Raw genomic sequence first — 15412 nt, 5'->3', positions numbered from 1 at the left:
AACCATGAAAAAAGTTTATCTAATTATACTAATACTATTTGTTGCGGCTCCAGGTTTTTCGCAACAGCTCCCTCAGTTTACGCAGTACATGTACAATACAATCTCTATAAACCCGGCATATGCAGGTAGCAGGGATGGATTTTCTATCACAGCATTGAATAGAAATCAATGGGTTGGTGTAGATGGAGCTCCGGTCACTCAAACCTTATCTATTAACTCTCCTTTGAGAAATGATAAGATAGGTCTTGGGCTATCTGTAATAAACGATAAAATTGGAGATGAAAACACCACCTTTGTCTATGGAGATTTCTCTTATAGAGTAGATCTTAGTGCCGATTTAACCTTAAGACTTGGTTTAAAAGCCGGCGCATACTATTATGGCCTGGATGATCCTACTTTAGGAGATGATCCCTTCTTTTCTGATGAGTTTAATCGCTGGACTCCAAATTTTGGAGCCGGTGCTTACCTTTCATCTCAGAACTGGTATCTTGGATTTTCTGCCCCTAAGTTAATTAATAAGGATAATAACCGTCAGGAAGAGTTCAAGGCTCTGGAACAGGTTCATTATTACTTAACTTCGGGCTATGTGTTTGACCTGAGCGACAGTTTCAAGCTAAGACCTTCAACACTGGTTAAAGCTACAAAAGGGGCTCCGCTTTCAGTAGATCTAACAGCGACAGCCATTTTCAATGAAAAGTTCTTTTTAGGTGCCAACTATAGAATTGATGATGCGGTTGGAGCTTTTCTGGATATTCAATTATTCCCGGGTTTCAGAGCTGGGTATGCCTATGAGTATTCAATATCAGACATACAACCATACACCTCTGGATCGCATGAATTCCTGCTAATCTATGAGTTTAGATTTAAGAATACCAGGTACAAATCACCCCGTTTCTTTTAACTTAAAGCCTGTTCATTATGAAAAATTTTTACTATCTATTTTTAATACTTCTTTCCTGTTCGCTTAGCGTACAGGCACAGAGTGGAAAGCAAAAAAAGGCTGATAGACTTTACAAGGATTTTGCCTATTTAGAAGCAACCGACGTCTACAAGGAACTTATCGAGAATGAATACAATATCACCTATAATTCAACCAAATTAGGGGATTCTTATATGATGCTTAGAAGTCCGGAGAATGCGGTTCATTACTACGGCGATGTGATTGAAGATACCACCATCTCTCCTGAATATTATTATAAATATGCTCAGGCACTTCGGGGAGTTAAGCGATATGACGAATCTAAACAATGGCTTAGAAAATATCTGGAAAGTGGCAAAGGATCTGACCAGATCCAGACCATGCTTAATAAAGACGAATATAAAAGTAGAGCTACTTACAAAGTTCAGCCTTCAGAATTTAATTCAGAAGTGAGTGACTTTGGTGTTTTTGTGAAAGATGAACAGGTTTACTTTGTCTCTGCCAGAGCCAAGGATGAAGCTGTAAAAGAGAAAACTTATAGCTGGAATGGAGAACCATTTCTTGATATTTATGTGATGGACAAGTCCTCTGGAAATGTAAGTCCTATTGGTGGCGATGTAAATACAAAGCTACATGACGGTCCTGCCGTGATAAGTCCGGACGGGAGTACTATCTATTTTACCAGAAATAATTACCTGGACAATAAAGAAGGGAAAAGAGATAAAGAAAAAACCAATCACTTAAAATTATATTCAGCGAAAAGTGCCGGAAATGGATGGGCAGATGTTAAGGAACTGAGCTTTAATAGCAGCGATTATTCAGTAGGGCATCCTTCCCTTTCTCCAGATGGAAAAACACTTTATTTTACATCAGACATGCCAAATGGCAATGGAGGGACTGATATTTACAAAGTTTCTGTTGATGAAAACGGGAACTTTGGAACTCCTGAAAATTTAGGTGAACCTGTAAATACCGAATTTGACGAGACATTTCCATTTATGGATACAGACGGTACATTATATTTTTCCTCTAATGGACATGCTGGTTTAGGCCTGTTCGATATCTTCAGATTTGAAGATGGGGAAGTTGAGAACCTTGGGGAACCGGTGAACAGCAGCATGGATGATTTTGCATATTTCCAGGTATCAGATTCCAGAGAAGGATTTATCTCTACCAACCGTGGTGGAGGTAGTGATGATATCTATGTTTTCAATAAACTAAATCCCTTAATTGTTAAGGGGCAGGTAACTGACGCCGTAAATGGAAAGCCGATTTCAGCGGCAACGGTAAGGGTAATGAATAAGGAAAATGAACAGATCGCTTTTCTTGAAACGGATGAAGAAGGAAATTACCAGACTGAAGTTGCCAGGGATAAAATTTTCCCGCTCGAAGCCAAAGAAATAAAGTATAAAACCTTTAATGGAGAGTTGAGCACAATGAACACCGATGAAAAAGATGAAATGATCTATGACATTCAGTTAAATCCTATAGAAGATGTAGAATACCTTGCTGAAATTGATAATATCTATTTCGACTTTGATAAATCTGCCATAAGGCCAGATGCCGCAAAGGAGTTGGATAAGCTGGTAGACCTTATGCAAAATCAATATCCAGAGCTGGTCATTGAAATTGGTTCCCATACAGATCGCAGAGGAACCAATGCGTATAACGAGAAACTTGCTGAAAGAAGAGCTAAAGCTACCTACGATTATCTACTTTCTAAAGATATTTCAGAAGATAGAATAAGCACCTATAAAGGCTACGGAGAAACTAAGCCGGCTATAGATTGTGAACGCTGTTCTGAAAAAGATCATCAATTAAACAGAAGATCTATGTTTAGTGTAGTGAAAATGGATTAAAATTCTAACTAACCCAGGAAAGAGGCATTCCGGACTTATTCCTGTCTCCCCCTATTGCTAGTTGTTTTTAGCTCAGAAGTGGACAGGAGGTTTTCAGATAGCCTCTTTCTATATTACCATAAAAATTAACCAGAATCGATAAGGGATAATTATTAGAAGACAGAATAATTATTAAGATTAAATTAATCGACCCCAACAAATCGATTGAAAAGAAAAAGGTTCAGCCTCTAGCCTGAACCTTTTTCGATTTTATTACGTAGGTATTAGCAGTATACGTTTCAATATTAGCTCATTAGTGATTTAACACCTTTTGGCATAGTTCCTGAACCTTATACAAAAAACTTGACAATTTTCCCCGGAAAGTCCTGCTAAAACTATAGAATAATGAAATTGAAAAAATTATTGATCCTGAATATCGTTCTGTTATTTGTTCTTACCGCCTGCACCAAAGATGAGGATGTAATTGAGAACACTCAAACGAGCACTGACAACACAACCAGTTCAACAGAGAATGGAGAATTAGAGGTAGAAAGTTTTATCTATAACGGATTGAATGAAATTTATTTATATAAAGCTGATGTTCCGGAACTGACCAATAACTACTTTGATTCTGCAAGTGATAAAAACGAGTTCCTGGCAGGTTCTTCTTCTCCGGAAGATCTTTTTGATAATCTCACCCCCTCTTTCGATCGGTTTAGTTTTATAACCGATGATTATAATAGTCTGGAAGAACGTTTCCAGGGGATGAGTGGAGCTACTGGAATAAAATTTGGTCTTGGGCAAATCTCCGGTACCTCAAATGTTTTTGGAATCATAAGATATGTGTTACCAAATACCTCTGCTTCTGAAGCTGGCTTAAAAAGAGGAGATATTTTCACTGAAGTCAATGGACAAAAGTTAACCTCCTCCAATTTTTCAAGGCTTATCGATAATGAAAGTTTTACCATAAATGTAGGATCTGTAGAGAATAATCAAATTGTACTTACAGATAAGCAAGTGACACTGACTGATAATGTTTATACCGAAAATCCCGTATATATTTCAAAGACATTCGAAATCTCAGGGAAGAAGATCGGCTATCTCATGTATAATAGTTTTATTGCTAATTTTGACGGGGAGCTGAATAATGCTTTCGGAGACTTTAAGTCGAATGGAGTAACCCACTTAGTACTGGATCTAAGATATAACGGCGGTGGTTCTGTAGAATCTGCAAAAGCTCTTTCTAGCATGATCACCGGCCAGTTTAATCAAAAGGTTTTTATAAAAGAACAGTGGAACTCTAAATATCAGCAGTTCTACGAAAACCAGAATCCTGAAGCATTAATTAACCGTTTTAATGATAAATTAAGAACTGGTGCAGTTATTAATAGTCTGGAACTTTCAGAGGTTTACATACTCACCTCGGCTTCCAGTGCCTCTGCCAGTGAGCTTATTATTAACGGGCTGGAACCTTACATAAACGTAATACAAATTGGAGATCGTACGGTAGGAAAATTTCAGGCATCTGTCACACTATATGATAGTGATGACTTTGGAAAGGAAGGAGCCAGTAAAAATCATAACTACGCCATGCAGCCACTGGTCTTTAAATCTATTAATGCGGAAGGAAAATCAGATTATGTAAATGGTCTTGAACCAGATATCACTTATATAGAGAATTTAAATGATTTTGGAGTATTAGGTGAACCTACTGAACCTTTATTAGAAAAAGCTATCAATGATATTCTTGGACGTTCTCAAAGTAATAAATCTTCTATCCAGAGGTTAGATTTTAAACCTTTAGGCGAAAGCGGAATGAATTCAATAGAATACCAAAGAATGTACATAAACGAGCTTCCTGATGCGGGTATTTAAATAGAGGAACGAAAAACCATTGAAAGTTCAGGTTTAATGCCTGGACTTTTTTATGCTTATTAAATTCTAAAGATCATTTCTAAAATTCAGGGCTGTTTTATTGACTTACCTTTAAGTCTTAAATTCTCAAATGCCAATTTTGTTAAGTAGATTTAAAATTACAAGGCAGTCTGAATACAGTATAAAAAAAAAAGGGTCAGCCTCTAGCCTGAACCCTTTCTTTCAATTTGGGGGGAAAACAAAACTTAACGTTACTATTTTTTGATGAACATATTGGTGAAATAATTTTTTCCATCTGCATCCTGTCTAACAGAAATTCCAAAATGTGAATAATCACCTTCTACATTCTCTCTGTGTCCTTTACTTTTTAACCAGGCGTTAACTACCGCTTTTGCATCTTTGTAGCCATATCCTACATTTTCTCCAACTGTTTTAGCTCCAACCTCCTGTATTAAAAATGATGCCCTCTCAGAAAAATTATCGTGACTTACCACACCTTCCTCAATCATATACTCATTGTGCCCTTCAGATTCAATAGAAATATTCGGTATTACTTTTAGCTCTCTTAGCCCAATCGCTTTTCTATAAAGGTTTAGCTCCTCTAAGATCTCTATTTCAATGGTGCTATAAGTATAATCTGCTCTCTCTGTAACAACTTGGTCGTAAGAAGAGATTTCTTCTCCTAGGCTATCTTTTGAACACGATGTAAGAAACAACGCACACATGATTAGCATGGATCCTGTTAAAGTAATTTTTTTCATAGGTTGAAATGTTAGATTCAGGGAAGATAAATCTACATCTTTTATCGATTAAAAACATATTCAACACAATAATTACTTAATATTTTGCTATTTTTAACATATTCTGTAGGAATTTACGTCCTTAGTCTTGATTCTTAGCAGATTAAAGACATTTATATTTAAGAATTAAATGGTGTTATTCAACGACTATTTCCTTTCCATCATCGGCTAAAATGATATCCTGAAAAATTTCTGAAGCTTCGATACGGAATAATTCGATATTCTCATATCTCGTTGAATAATGACCAAGAATAAGCTTCTCAGCCTTTGCGGCTTTAGCGATGGTCGCAGCCTGTTTTGCAGTGGAATGTTTGGTAGGAAAAGCAAGTTCTGCCTGATCTTCCAGGAATGTAGACTCGTGATATAAAACCGTGATGTTCTTTATTAAGGGTACAAGCTCCATATCAAATACCGTATCGCTGCAGAAGGCGTATGATTTTGGAGGTGGGGGATCTGCAGTTACCAATTGGTTCGGAATAAGCTTTCCGTCTTCTGAAATGACATCTTTACCTTTTTTAAGACTTTTAAAAAGACTAAAATCAATATTATGTTCTTCGGCTCTATCTATTAATAATTTCCGGTCTCCTACTTTCTCCTTAAAAAGAAAACCATTTGTATAAACCCTATGTTTAAGAGGTAGTGTGCTAACACTAACCTTGGAATCTTCAAATAAAACTTCCGGTTCTTTAGAAGTTAGTTCGTGAAAAATAAGCGGAAAATTAGTCCAGGAATTTGCCAGCTTTAACTGTAGCGTTATAATCTCTTTAATTCCTTTAGGACCATAAATATGCAATTCAGAATCCCGGTTAAGCAATCTAAACGTTGATACCAGACCAATCAGACCGTAAAAATGATCACCATGAAGATGAGAAATAAAAATATGCTTGATTTTTGAAAATTTCACTTTATTACGCCTCAGCTGAACCTGCGTGCCTTCACCACAATCTATCAGGAATAAGTGATTTTTAATTTCCAGGATTTGGGAAGTTGGATTGGTAAAACTGCGGGGCGTGGCTGCATAACAACCCAGAATGGTAATTTTCATTCAATCTACATTTTCAATTTTAGGGCAAAACAGATCTTTAAAACCCAAGGTCTCTCTGGATCTCATCCATCTGGATCATATCTTCAGCTTCAAGCAGTGTAGGTACCACAACCAGTTCCTCTGGTAATTCATCTATGCCAATAACATCACTCACCAGCACAAAACTTTTGTTTTCCTGTCTGTGAATATTCGAGATTTCAAGAAAAGCTAATAAATGGTCTCCTTCAATATCTCTATACTCTCGAAGATCTATCACCACATTGTCATTCTTAAGATCATCATGATTCTTTGTGAGTTCTGAAGAAAACACAGCTAAAGAATCAGTATCATTTTCAATAAGCAGAAAATTTTCTTTTTTGGAAGTCTTCATATATAAATACTTAATTATACTTCTCTTTTAGAGGATGTCACTATTGTTTGATCTTAGAGGCTAACAGATAAATTACAGCCATTCTAACTGCTACGCCGTTTTGAACCTGATCTAATATGATCGCATGATCTGAGTCTGCAACATCACTAGTGATCTCCACTCCCCTGTTTATGGGTCCGGGATGCATTACTACTATTTCCTTATTCAGGTTATCCAATAAGCGTTTATTCAAACCAAACTGCTTTACATATTCGCGGGTACTTGGAAAGTAGCTGATATCCATGCGCTCATTTTGCACCCTAAGCATGTTGGCAACATCACACCATTCTAAAGCAGATTTTAAATTCATCTCCACTCCTACTCCCAGGGATTCAATATGTTTTGGAAGTAACGTTTTTGGGCCACAAACTTTCACTTCAGCTCCCTGAAGTTTTAAGGCGAAAATATTAGAAAGCGCTACCCGGCTATGTAAAATATCTCCCACAATCACGACTTTCTTCCCTTTTACATCCCCTAATCTTTCCCTGATAGAATAAGAATCAAGTAAAGCCTGCGTAGGATGTTCATGCGCTCCATCACCTGCATTAATGATACTTGCGTTTACATGTTTAGAAAGAAAAATACCTGCACCAGGATTAGGATGGCGCATTACCACCATATCCACCTTCATAGAAAGGATATTATTAACAGTATCAATAAGGGTTTCCCCTTTCTTTACAGAAGAGGAGGCCGCAGAAAAATTAATAACATCTGCACTCAAACGCTTTTCTGCAAGTTCAAAAGATAACCTCGTCCTGGTACTGTTTTCAAAAAATAAGTTGGCAATGGTAATATCTCTTAATGAGGGTACCTTTTTAATAGGCCGGTTGATGACCTCCTTAAAATGATCGGCTGTTTTGAAGATAAGCTCTATATCTTCAGGTTTCAGGTATTTAATTCCCAATAAGTGATCTACACTTAATTCACTGCTCATTTCTCTTTTATTTTGAAATAAGGTAAACGGCATCTTCGCCATCGTTCTCCTTCCAGCTTACCTTTACTTTTTCTTCATTAATGGCATCTACCTGCCTCCCATTGTAATCTGGCTGAATGGGTAAATGTCTGCTAAACCTTCTGTCTATTAAACTTAAAAGCTCTATTTCACTCGGTCTTCCAAATGACTGAATTGCTGTCAAGGCTGCGCGAATACTACGCCCGGTATATAAAACATCATCAATAAATACCACGCGTTTATCTTCTACCACAAAATCGATTCTGGTTTTATTAGCTTCTAAGGGCTTTTCGCCTCTTCTAAAATCGTCCCTGTAAAAAGTAATATCTAACTGGCCGGTCAAAATATTTTCCAGACCATATTCCTCTTTTAGTATTTTTTCTATTCTATTTGTCACAAAGATCCCTCTGGGTTGGATACCAACGAGCACGGTATTATTGAAATCTGTGTGTTTTTCTACCAATTGACAAGCCAAACGATGTAGAATAATGTTGAGTTGGGTAGCGTCTAGTAGTACTTTCCGGCTCATAAGACTATTTGTAGATTGCAACAAAAGTAATGTTTTTTTTGGATTGATTTATAAAGCCCGACTCCCATCTCAGGTAAATTCAACTTTCTGCTACGAGCTATCATTCGAAAATCATAATAACTAATTTCAGGACTTAACTTGCACCTTCACTTTATCTCTTAAAAAGGTAATTATTTCTTTTTCAACTATTTTAGTATCCTTAGATTTTATATCACTACCAATAAAATGAGTGCCTGGTGTTTCCAGAGGTTTTAAAACTTTTAAAGAATCTGGTGTTGAAAACAACGTATGAGCGGCTTCATAAACGCTAACTTCTACATGCTGATCTTCTTCTATAAAATTTTTATGATAATATAATGTAAGAACAGGGCATTTCACATTTTTGAAAGTTTCTGGTAGCATTGTGGTCTCTACCAGAACCTGAAGATCTACTAAAGCTTTAGAAGGGTAAATAGTGTCCCAGTATTGTTTAGCTATTTCCTGCTCATGCTCAATTTTTTTGTTTTTTCCGAACGATATGAGATTCGCTATCTCATATCCCCAGGATGTATTTAAAACAAAGGTGCCAGGCTGATCGTCTTCCATGTTTGGGGATAGATTAATTAGGGCATGTACCATTTCTGGAAATTCTGCAGCCAGTTTTAGTGCAAGGGTCCCGCCCGTAGAAGTACTCATAATAATAACTTTATCTCCAATTTTTCTGCCAATTTCAAGAGCTTCTTTCGCCGATTCCCATGCGTGTTCTCCTGAAAAATTATCTAAAGAAGCCGGTGGTTTTAATCCATGTCCGGCCCATCTTGAATAGAAAATATTGGCGTGAAGAGAATCGGCTATATTTTTATTTACAGGATAACCATCTTTATAACTTCCAGCGAAACCGTGTAAATAAACGATGCTATATGTCGTTTTCACCGGGACGTTATTCTGCCAAACAATTCTTGCCCGATTGTCATTTCTTACTGGCATAGAATCTTCAGTCTCAGCAATAAATTGCTCTAAATCCTTAAGATTAGAAGGCAAATCTGGCAATTCATTAGTATACTTTGGTGTTGGAGGCACAGGACCAGAGAAATAGGTGATTGTTAGTGCCAGGATCAGGAATAATATTATCCAGTATCTTTTTTTCATACGTCAATGATAGGGAATTTATGACCCTTCGCAACCAAACTTTTGTGAAAACGGCTATTTCAGTAAAATACCTTGAAATAATAGAGAAAACTTGAAGTGAGTAGTGAATCGGAATTTATAGACTTTATTAAGTCTTTCTAATTTTAAATAGATTTAGGTTTAACCCAGTAACTTAAATATGACGCTATGGTGAGCCATTTCATGTATGGATAAGTCCTACAAATACTTCTGAATTTCTTAATGAAAGCTCTGCGCTCAACGGTGATCAAAATGATCCAGCTTCTTCTTTTAACCCTCAATCAACAGATTAGAAATAGTAGTCAAAATAATCATTTTCAGTACTTAGTCTGAAATATTAAATGAGATGGCCATCGACCCTTGCCTTACCCATTTCAATATATTTTCAGTTTAAAAATAAAAGAACACATATTTTAAACTCTTAGAAGAATTCAATTTTATGAGAGCTGGAAAGATTAGAAAAAAAATAGACCCGCAGTAAGTGCGGGTCCATTCAGTTTTCAAAGCAATTATTCCTCCTGGTTAATAAATAAACTTGCAATAGCAACAGCCGTTTCTCCGGAAATAGGTTCATCAAAAGACTGAGAAGCTGCAATTGCATCAAAAGCAGTTATTGCAGTTAAATCCACCCCGGCTTGAACAATTAATTCTTCCCCATCATAAACCGGTTGAGTTGCTAAAGGCATATCCTCTCCTCTCTGATCCAGAGTTATCCAACCTTCCAGACCTCTAAGCCTCCTTATTTCTGAAGCATGTCTGGCTTCTACAGAATGTATTTGCAATGCTGGTTCTAAATAGGGTGTTCCCTGTAAGTTACCCGCCTGGCCCTTGTATGCCCGCACACCGGTATCTTCAAATGCCTGTGCTAAAGCCAGTAATTGTGCATAAGCATTTGGATTATCCTGATTAAAAGGATCAAACATACCGCCTGCTGTAAAATCAAAAGTCGGAGAAGAAGTGTCTACTCCGGAATCGTCAAGAACAGATTTTAGCAAAGCCACATGAGCATCTTCATGTTTTGAAATTTGCATATATATATTTTCAGGTTTTCCAGAGGGCAATATGCCAGATTCTAATGCCAGCATATAAAATTCTGCTTCCAGATACTCTAATGTGAGTGCTAGTCGTAATGGTGGGCCATGCTTTTTAGTTCCCTGAGCATAGGAAGTACTGGTTGCCATTCCAAAGGGCACTGAAGCTAAGGCCGCCTTTTTTCCTAACGAACCTAAAGTTCCTAACATATATCTACGTGATGACTTACCTGTCGAAAGGCTTTCTGTGGTAAAACCTTCTAAAAAATTTATAATATTCATAATTTGTTTTTTAATGTTACTAGATTATTTCTTTGGTAGTGCACTCGCCACTATTTTATCTACAATAAATCCTGTAGCGTTTACTTTGGAAATCACATCCTTTGGTTCAGCAGCAAGATCAAGTCCGGTTACGGGATCTACTACATCATCCCCTGCGAATGCAAAATCATCCATTAGATATACCGAACGAACTGCAGAAGCATGCCTGGCTTCTACCGAAACAATTTTCCCCGCTATAAGTAAATAATCTGTATTTTCAATAAGATCTCCAGCGCCATTATAAGCCGAAACTCCCGTATCTTCTAAAACAATACTGGTACCCAGAACTGAATCCCTATCACTGAAATCTACCGAAGAAAAATCGAACTCCAATTCAGGAATTCTTTTACTTGGTTGAATATCAAAAGAGCTTAGCACGGTTTGAAAAAATTCCCTGTGAATAACTTCATGCTTATAGATATCTTCCAACATTTTCTTCTCTATCATGGATGCGCTTGCCCAATAGGCCCCGTCCAGAACCTGAGTGTAGAACTCAGCTTCTAATTGCTCTAGCACATAAGCATAATTAAGAATACCTATATCCCCTTTCCCAAGATTGTAGACCTTTTTATTTTCAAATCCTTTGGCGTCGGCAACATTTAAAATTTCCGCATCCTCTGCACTATCCGGGTCGCAAGCATAAAATAATACACTGGAGCCCGCAATTAAAAGGCTCCCAGTCTTAAGAAATTTTCGTCTGGAATTTACCAACTGGAAATCGGTTTGTGTAAGCCCGTTAGAATTAACTGGTTTTTTCATAATTAAAATATTTAGTGGTTAATAATCTCATCTATATAAATACTTACGAATCAATCAGTTAAAAAGTTTTTGAATATTCATTATTTAACTTTTTTTAATAAAAAATATGCGTTTTAAAAGTGAATATTGTACTACATCTTCAAAACCAAGACTTCACTGACAACTTTTTCTTACGTGAATTCGGAAATCTAATTTGGAGCATAACCAATATTTTAATTGTATTTTAAATAGATTTCGTTTTACTTGTAGAACAATAAGATGCCCAAATCTTAAAACTTACAGAATGACTTATGACGTTATGGATAGGGTTTTCTCCTTAATTAGGGAAAACCAGGATTTATTTGAGTTTACTCAAGTAAATGCAATGGATGGTTTTTTAATCTTTCAACCTTCTTCTCCCGATAGAATCTGGTTAAATCCAAAATTACGTTCGGTATTGGGGTATTCTTCAAAAGATTTTGAGAAAGAAGAATTCACTTCAGATTTTCTCGACAAAGAAACTACAGCCTTAATCAATAATATTGAAAAAGGAAAAACCCGATTATTCTTAAAACACAAACAGGGATTTAAACTTCGGCTCTCTGTAAATGTGCAGAAGATTCAAGATCAGGATTTCCAGTACTTGATATTAGGCTTCAATCAAACAAATCAATCTCCAGAGTTAAAATATAACCTCCTTCGAAAAATTAATCGATATGAGAAAATAATTGAAGGGGCTGAATTAGGCAACTGGCAATGGAATATTCAAACTGGTGAAACCATATTTAGCGATAAATGGGCAGAAGTGCTGGGTTACAACATTGATGAGCTGAGGCCTACTTCCATTAAAACCTGGGAAAGTCTTAGCCATCCTCAAGATCAGGAAAAATGTAACAGGGAACTTCAAAAACACTTTGAAGGTAAAACCGACTACTATCTTACCGATGCCAGAATGAGGAATAAACAGGGAAATTGGGTGTGGGTAAGAGATAAAGGCAAAGTGGTTAGCTGGACCAAGAATGGCGAACCAGAGTGGATGACAGGGTTTCATACTGATATAACTGAAGAAAAAAACCGCCTTGAAATTAAAAGATTATTTATAGATCAGGCTCCCAGTGCAATAGCCATGTTCGATAGGGAAATGGAATACATTGCAGCTTCTAACAAATGGCTGGAAGATTATCATATTACTGACAGACAGGTTATAGGAAAATGTCACTATGATATTTTTCCAAATATCTCAGATGAATGGAAAGAAGTACATCAAAAATGTATGCTTGGGGAAATTCACAGTAAAGATGAAGATTGCTATTTCTATCCAGATGGCACAGAACAATGGATAAGCTGGGAAATAAGACCATGGTATACAAGCGATCATAAGATTGGCGGTATTCTAATGCATACTGCAGATATTACCCCTATGAAACTTGCCGAAAGAGAAATGTTTAAAAGGCAACAACTAATAGAAACAGTCCTGGAAAGTATAGATGTTGGTATTGTAGCGTGTGATCAAAATGGCAGCCTGAGCCTATTTAACAGAGCAACAAAAGACTGGCATGGATTACCCTTAAAACCTATTCCTCAAAATGAATTATCAGAATATTATGGGTTATTCAATATAGAAGGCACCAAGGCTTTAGATCACTCTGAAATCCCATTATTGAAAGTTTTGAATCATGGTAAGCTTGAAAATGATGAAATCATGATCAAGCCTAAAATAGGAAAAGCACGAAAGGTTTCAGTAAACGGGTCTCAACTATTCGATGAAAATGGAAAAATTGCAGGTGCAGTTATTGCCATGCACGACATCACTAAAAGAATTGAAGCAGAAAACAAACATAAAATTAGTCAGGAATCCTTCCGGGGAAGTTTTGAACATGCGGCCATAGGAATGGCTATTGTGAATCCCGACGGAAAGTGGGTTCAGATAAACAACAGAGTTTGTGATATTGTAGGGTATAGCGCTACTGAGCTAAAAGAACTAAATTTTCGTGACATTACACACCCCGAAGACCTGGACCTGGATCTAAAACTTCTCAATGAGCTAATAGAGGGTAAGAGAGAGTTTTACCATATGGATAAACGCTATTACCATAAGGATGGGCATCTCGTTTATATTAATCTGGCAGTTTCACTTGTGAGAAATGATAAAAATAAGCCTCTGTTTTTCGTATCACAGATCACAGATATTTCAAATGAAAAAATTGCGGAGGCTAAGCTTAGAAAAACGCTTGCAGAGCTTGAAGGTCTTTTAGACTCCAGTACCCGGGTTAGCATGATAAGTATAAATCCCGAAGGGACTATTACAGCTTTTAATAAAGGAGCTGAAAACCTTTTAGGATATTCCAGAGAGGAAATGATCGGGAAGCGTACCACAGAAGTTGTTCATTCAAAAAAAGAATTAAAAGCCAGGTCTTTAGAATTTGAAGAAAATTATGGTGAGCGATTTGAAGGAGTAGAACTTTTAAAAGCAATGGCTTTAAAGGGTGGTTTTGACACCAGGGAATGGCTATATAAGCCGAAAAATGGTGCTATGTTTCCGGTACAATTAACGCTAACAGCCATTAAAGATCAAAATGAGATCATAGGGTATCTAGCAGTTGCCACGAATATTTCCAAATTAAAGAATGCAGAAAGAGAACTGTCAAATATCTTAGAATTGACCAAAGATCAAAATGACAGGTTAAAGAATTTTGCTCATATCGTCTCACATAATTTAAGATCTCATTCCGGTAATTTTGGAATGCTTCTGGACCTCTTTGTAGAAGAATATCCCGACCAAAAGCGAAACCAGATCATTGAGATGCTCTATAAATCTTCTGATGGTCTTAAAGAAACAATAGAACACCTAAACGAAGTCACTGTAATTAACACTTCTGTAAGTGAAACACTTGTAAAAATAAATCTGCGGAAAGAAGTAGATAGAGCATCAAGCTCTGTTGCTGGATTGATCAATAATGCTCATCTGGAAATTATAAATAAGGTCCCTGCCGACTGTAACATTTTAGGAGTTAAAGCTTACATGGAAAGTATTTTGTTGAATTTCACAACAAATGCAATCAAGTATAGGTCTACAGATAGAGATAGCTTTATAAGTTTCAGCATACAGAAAAGGAAACAACATATTCAGCTAATTATTGAGGATAATGGTCTTGGGATCGATCTGAAAAAACATCGCCAGAAACTATTCGGCATGTATAAAACCTTTCATAAGCATAAAGACTCCCGGGGTATTGGTTTATTTATCACTAAAAATCAAATTGAAGCTATGGAAGGCAGCATTGAGGTAGAAAGTGCTGTAGATCAGGGAACTAAATTCATTATAAATCTAAAGAAAGGATGAGAAAAGTTGATATTGCATGTATTATTGATGATGATCCAATATTTGTATTTGGAACAAAGAAGATCATGAAACTAGCTAATTTTTGCGACAATTTTATGGTATTTCATAACGGTGAAGATGCCATTAAACATTTAGAGCCTATAATTAAATCTAACCAGCCTTCTTTACCAGATGTAATTCTTCTGGATCTAAATATGCCTATTATGGATGGCTGGCAATTTCTGGATGAATTTACAGCAATTCCATGTACAAAAGAAATAATCATTTATATAGTTACTTCTTCCATAGACCCTCATGATGTAGCGAAAGCCAGTGAATATGATAAAGTAAGCAATTACCTAATTAAGCCTATTAGTTCCCAGAAACTTCAAGAACTTCTTGTAGAGGCAGAGTAATTATAATACCAAAAACAAAAAAACCTCCTTAGTTTCCTAAGGAGGTTTTTACTTTATAAATATCAGGGAAG

At 36.5% G+C, this 15412-nt stretch carries 13 protein-coding genes; 5 read left to right on the top strand and 8 right to left on the bottom strand.

The window, feature by feature from the left end:
• Window positions 1–4: 4 nt before the first annotated feature.
• The 3 genes from BLT95_RS02455 (at window position 5) to BLT95_RS02445 (ending at window position 4632) form a co-directional block, all read left to right on the top strand.
• A complete protein-coding gene (locus BLT95_RS02455) occupies window positions 5–901 on the top strand; it encodes a type IX secretion system membrane protein PorP/SprF (protein ID WP_089664481.1) in 897 nt (298 codons plus the stop codon).
• Window positions 902–918: 17 nt separating this feature from the next.
• The gene (locus tag BLT95_RS02450) at window positions 919–2778 is read left to right on the top strand and encodes an OmpA family protein (protein WP_089664480.1); all 1860 of its coding nucleotides are present in this window, start codon (window positions 919–921) and stop codon (window positions 2776–2778) included.
• 384 nt (window positions 2779–3162) lie between these two features.
• Entirely contained in the window at window positions 3163–4632 is a 1470-nt protein-coding gene (locus BLT95_RS02445) for a S41 family peptidase (protein ID WP_089664479.1), read from the top strand.
• 254 nt (window positions 4633–4886) lie between these two features.
• Here BLT95_RS02445 and BLT95_RS02440 read toward each other — a convergent pair whose 3' ends face one another.
• From BLT95_RS02440 to BLT95_RS02405, 8 genes are all read right to left on the bottom strand, one after another.
• Window positions 4887–5393, bottom strand: coding sequence for a CAP domain-containing protein (locus BLT95_RS02440; protein ID WP_089664478.1), 507 nt, complete (start codon window positions 5391–5393; stop codon window positions 4887–4889).
• Window positions 5394–5568: 175 nt separating this feature from the next.
• Window positions 5569–6477: a ribonuclease Z gene (locus BLT95_RS02435; protein ID WP_089664477.1), complete on the bottom strand. Its 909-nt coding sequence runs from the start codon at window positions 6475–6477 to the stop codon at window positions 5569–5571.
• Window positions 6478–6514: 37 nt separating this feature from the next.
• Window positions 6515–6847 (bottom strand): ribonuclease Z, encoded by a 333-nt coding sequence (locus tag BLT95_RS02430; protein ID WP_089664476.1) that lies wholly within the window; start codon window positions 6845–6847, stop codon window positions 6515–6517.
• Window positions 6848–6887: 40 nt separating this feature from the next.
• A complete protein-coding gene (locus BLT95_RS02425) occupies window positions 6888–7820 on the bottom strand; it encodes an aspartate carbamoyltransferase catalytic subunit (RefSeq protein ID WP_089664475.1) in 933 nt (310 codons plus the stop codon).
• Window positions 7821–7827: 7 nt separating this feature from the next.
• On the bottom strand, window positions 7828–8367 hold the full coding sequence (pyrR, locus tag BLT95_RS02420; RefSeq protein WP_089664474.1) for a bifunctional pyr operon transcriptional regulator/uracil phosphoribosyltransferase PyrR: 540 nt from the start codon (window positions 8365–8367) through the stop codon (window positions 7828–7830).
• A 126-nt stretch (window positions 8368–8493) separates the two neighbouring features.
• On the bottom strand, window positions 8494–9495 hold the full coding sequence (locus BLT95_RS02415; protein ID WP_089664473.1) for an alpha/beta fold hydrolase: 1002 nt from the start codon (window positions 9493–9495) through the stop codon (window positions 8494–8496).
• A 527-nt stretch (window positions 9496–10022) separates the two neighbouring features.
• Window positions 10023–10826, bottom strand: coding sequence for a ferritin-like domain-containing protein (locus BLT95_RS02410; RefSeq protein ID WP_089664472.1), 804 nt, complete (start codon window positions 10824–10826; stop codon window positions 10023–10025).
• 24 nt (window positions 10827–10850) lie between these two features.
• The gene (locus BLT95_RS02405) at window positions 10851–11624 is read right to left on the bottom strand and encodes a ferritin-like domain-containing protein (RefSeq protein WP_089664471.1); all 774 of its coding nucleotides are present in this window, start codon (window positions 11622–11624) and stop codon (window positions 10851–10853) included.
• 283 nt (window positions 11625–11907) lie between these two features.
• Here BLT95_RS02405 and BLT95_RS02400 point away from each other — a divergent pair, with 283 nt between their 5' ends.
• Both BLT95_RS02400 and BLT95_RS02395 read left to right on the top strand, forming a co-directional pair.
• A complete protein-coding gene (locus BLT95_RS02400; protein ID WP_089664470.1) occupies window positions 11908–14946 on the top strand; it encodes a PAS domain S-box protein in 3039 nt (1012 codons plus the stop codon).
• Window positions 14943–15341, top strand: a complete 399-nt coding sequence (locus BLT95_RS02395; RefSeq protein ID WP_089664469.1) for a response regulator — start codon at window positions 14943–14945, stop codon at window positions 15339–15341. The genes BLT95_RS02400 and BLT95_RS02395 overlap by 4 nt, the downstream gene beginning before the upstream one ends.
• Window positions 15342–15412: the final 71 nt, after the last annotated feature.

Source organism: Gramella sp. MAR_2010_147 (assembly GCF_900105135.1).
Lineage (GTDB): Bacteria > Bacteroidota > Bacteroidia > Flavobacteriales > Flavobacteriaceae > Christiangramia.
Note: the sequence above shows the minus strand (reverse complement) of the source record. Positions and strands in the feature narration are given on the sequence as shown.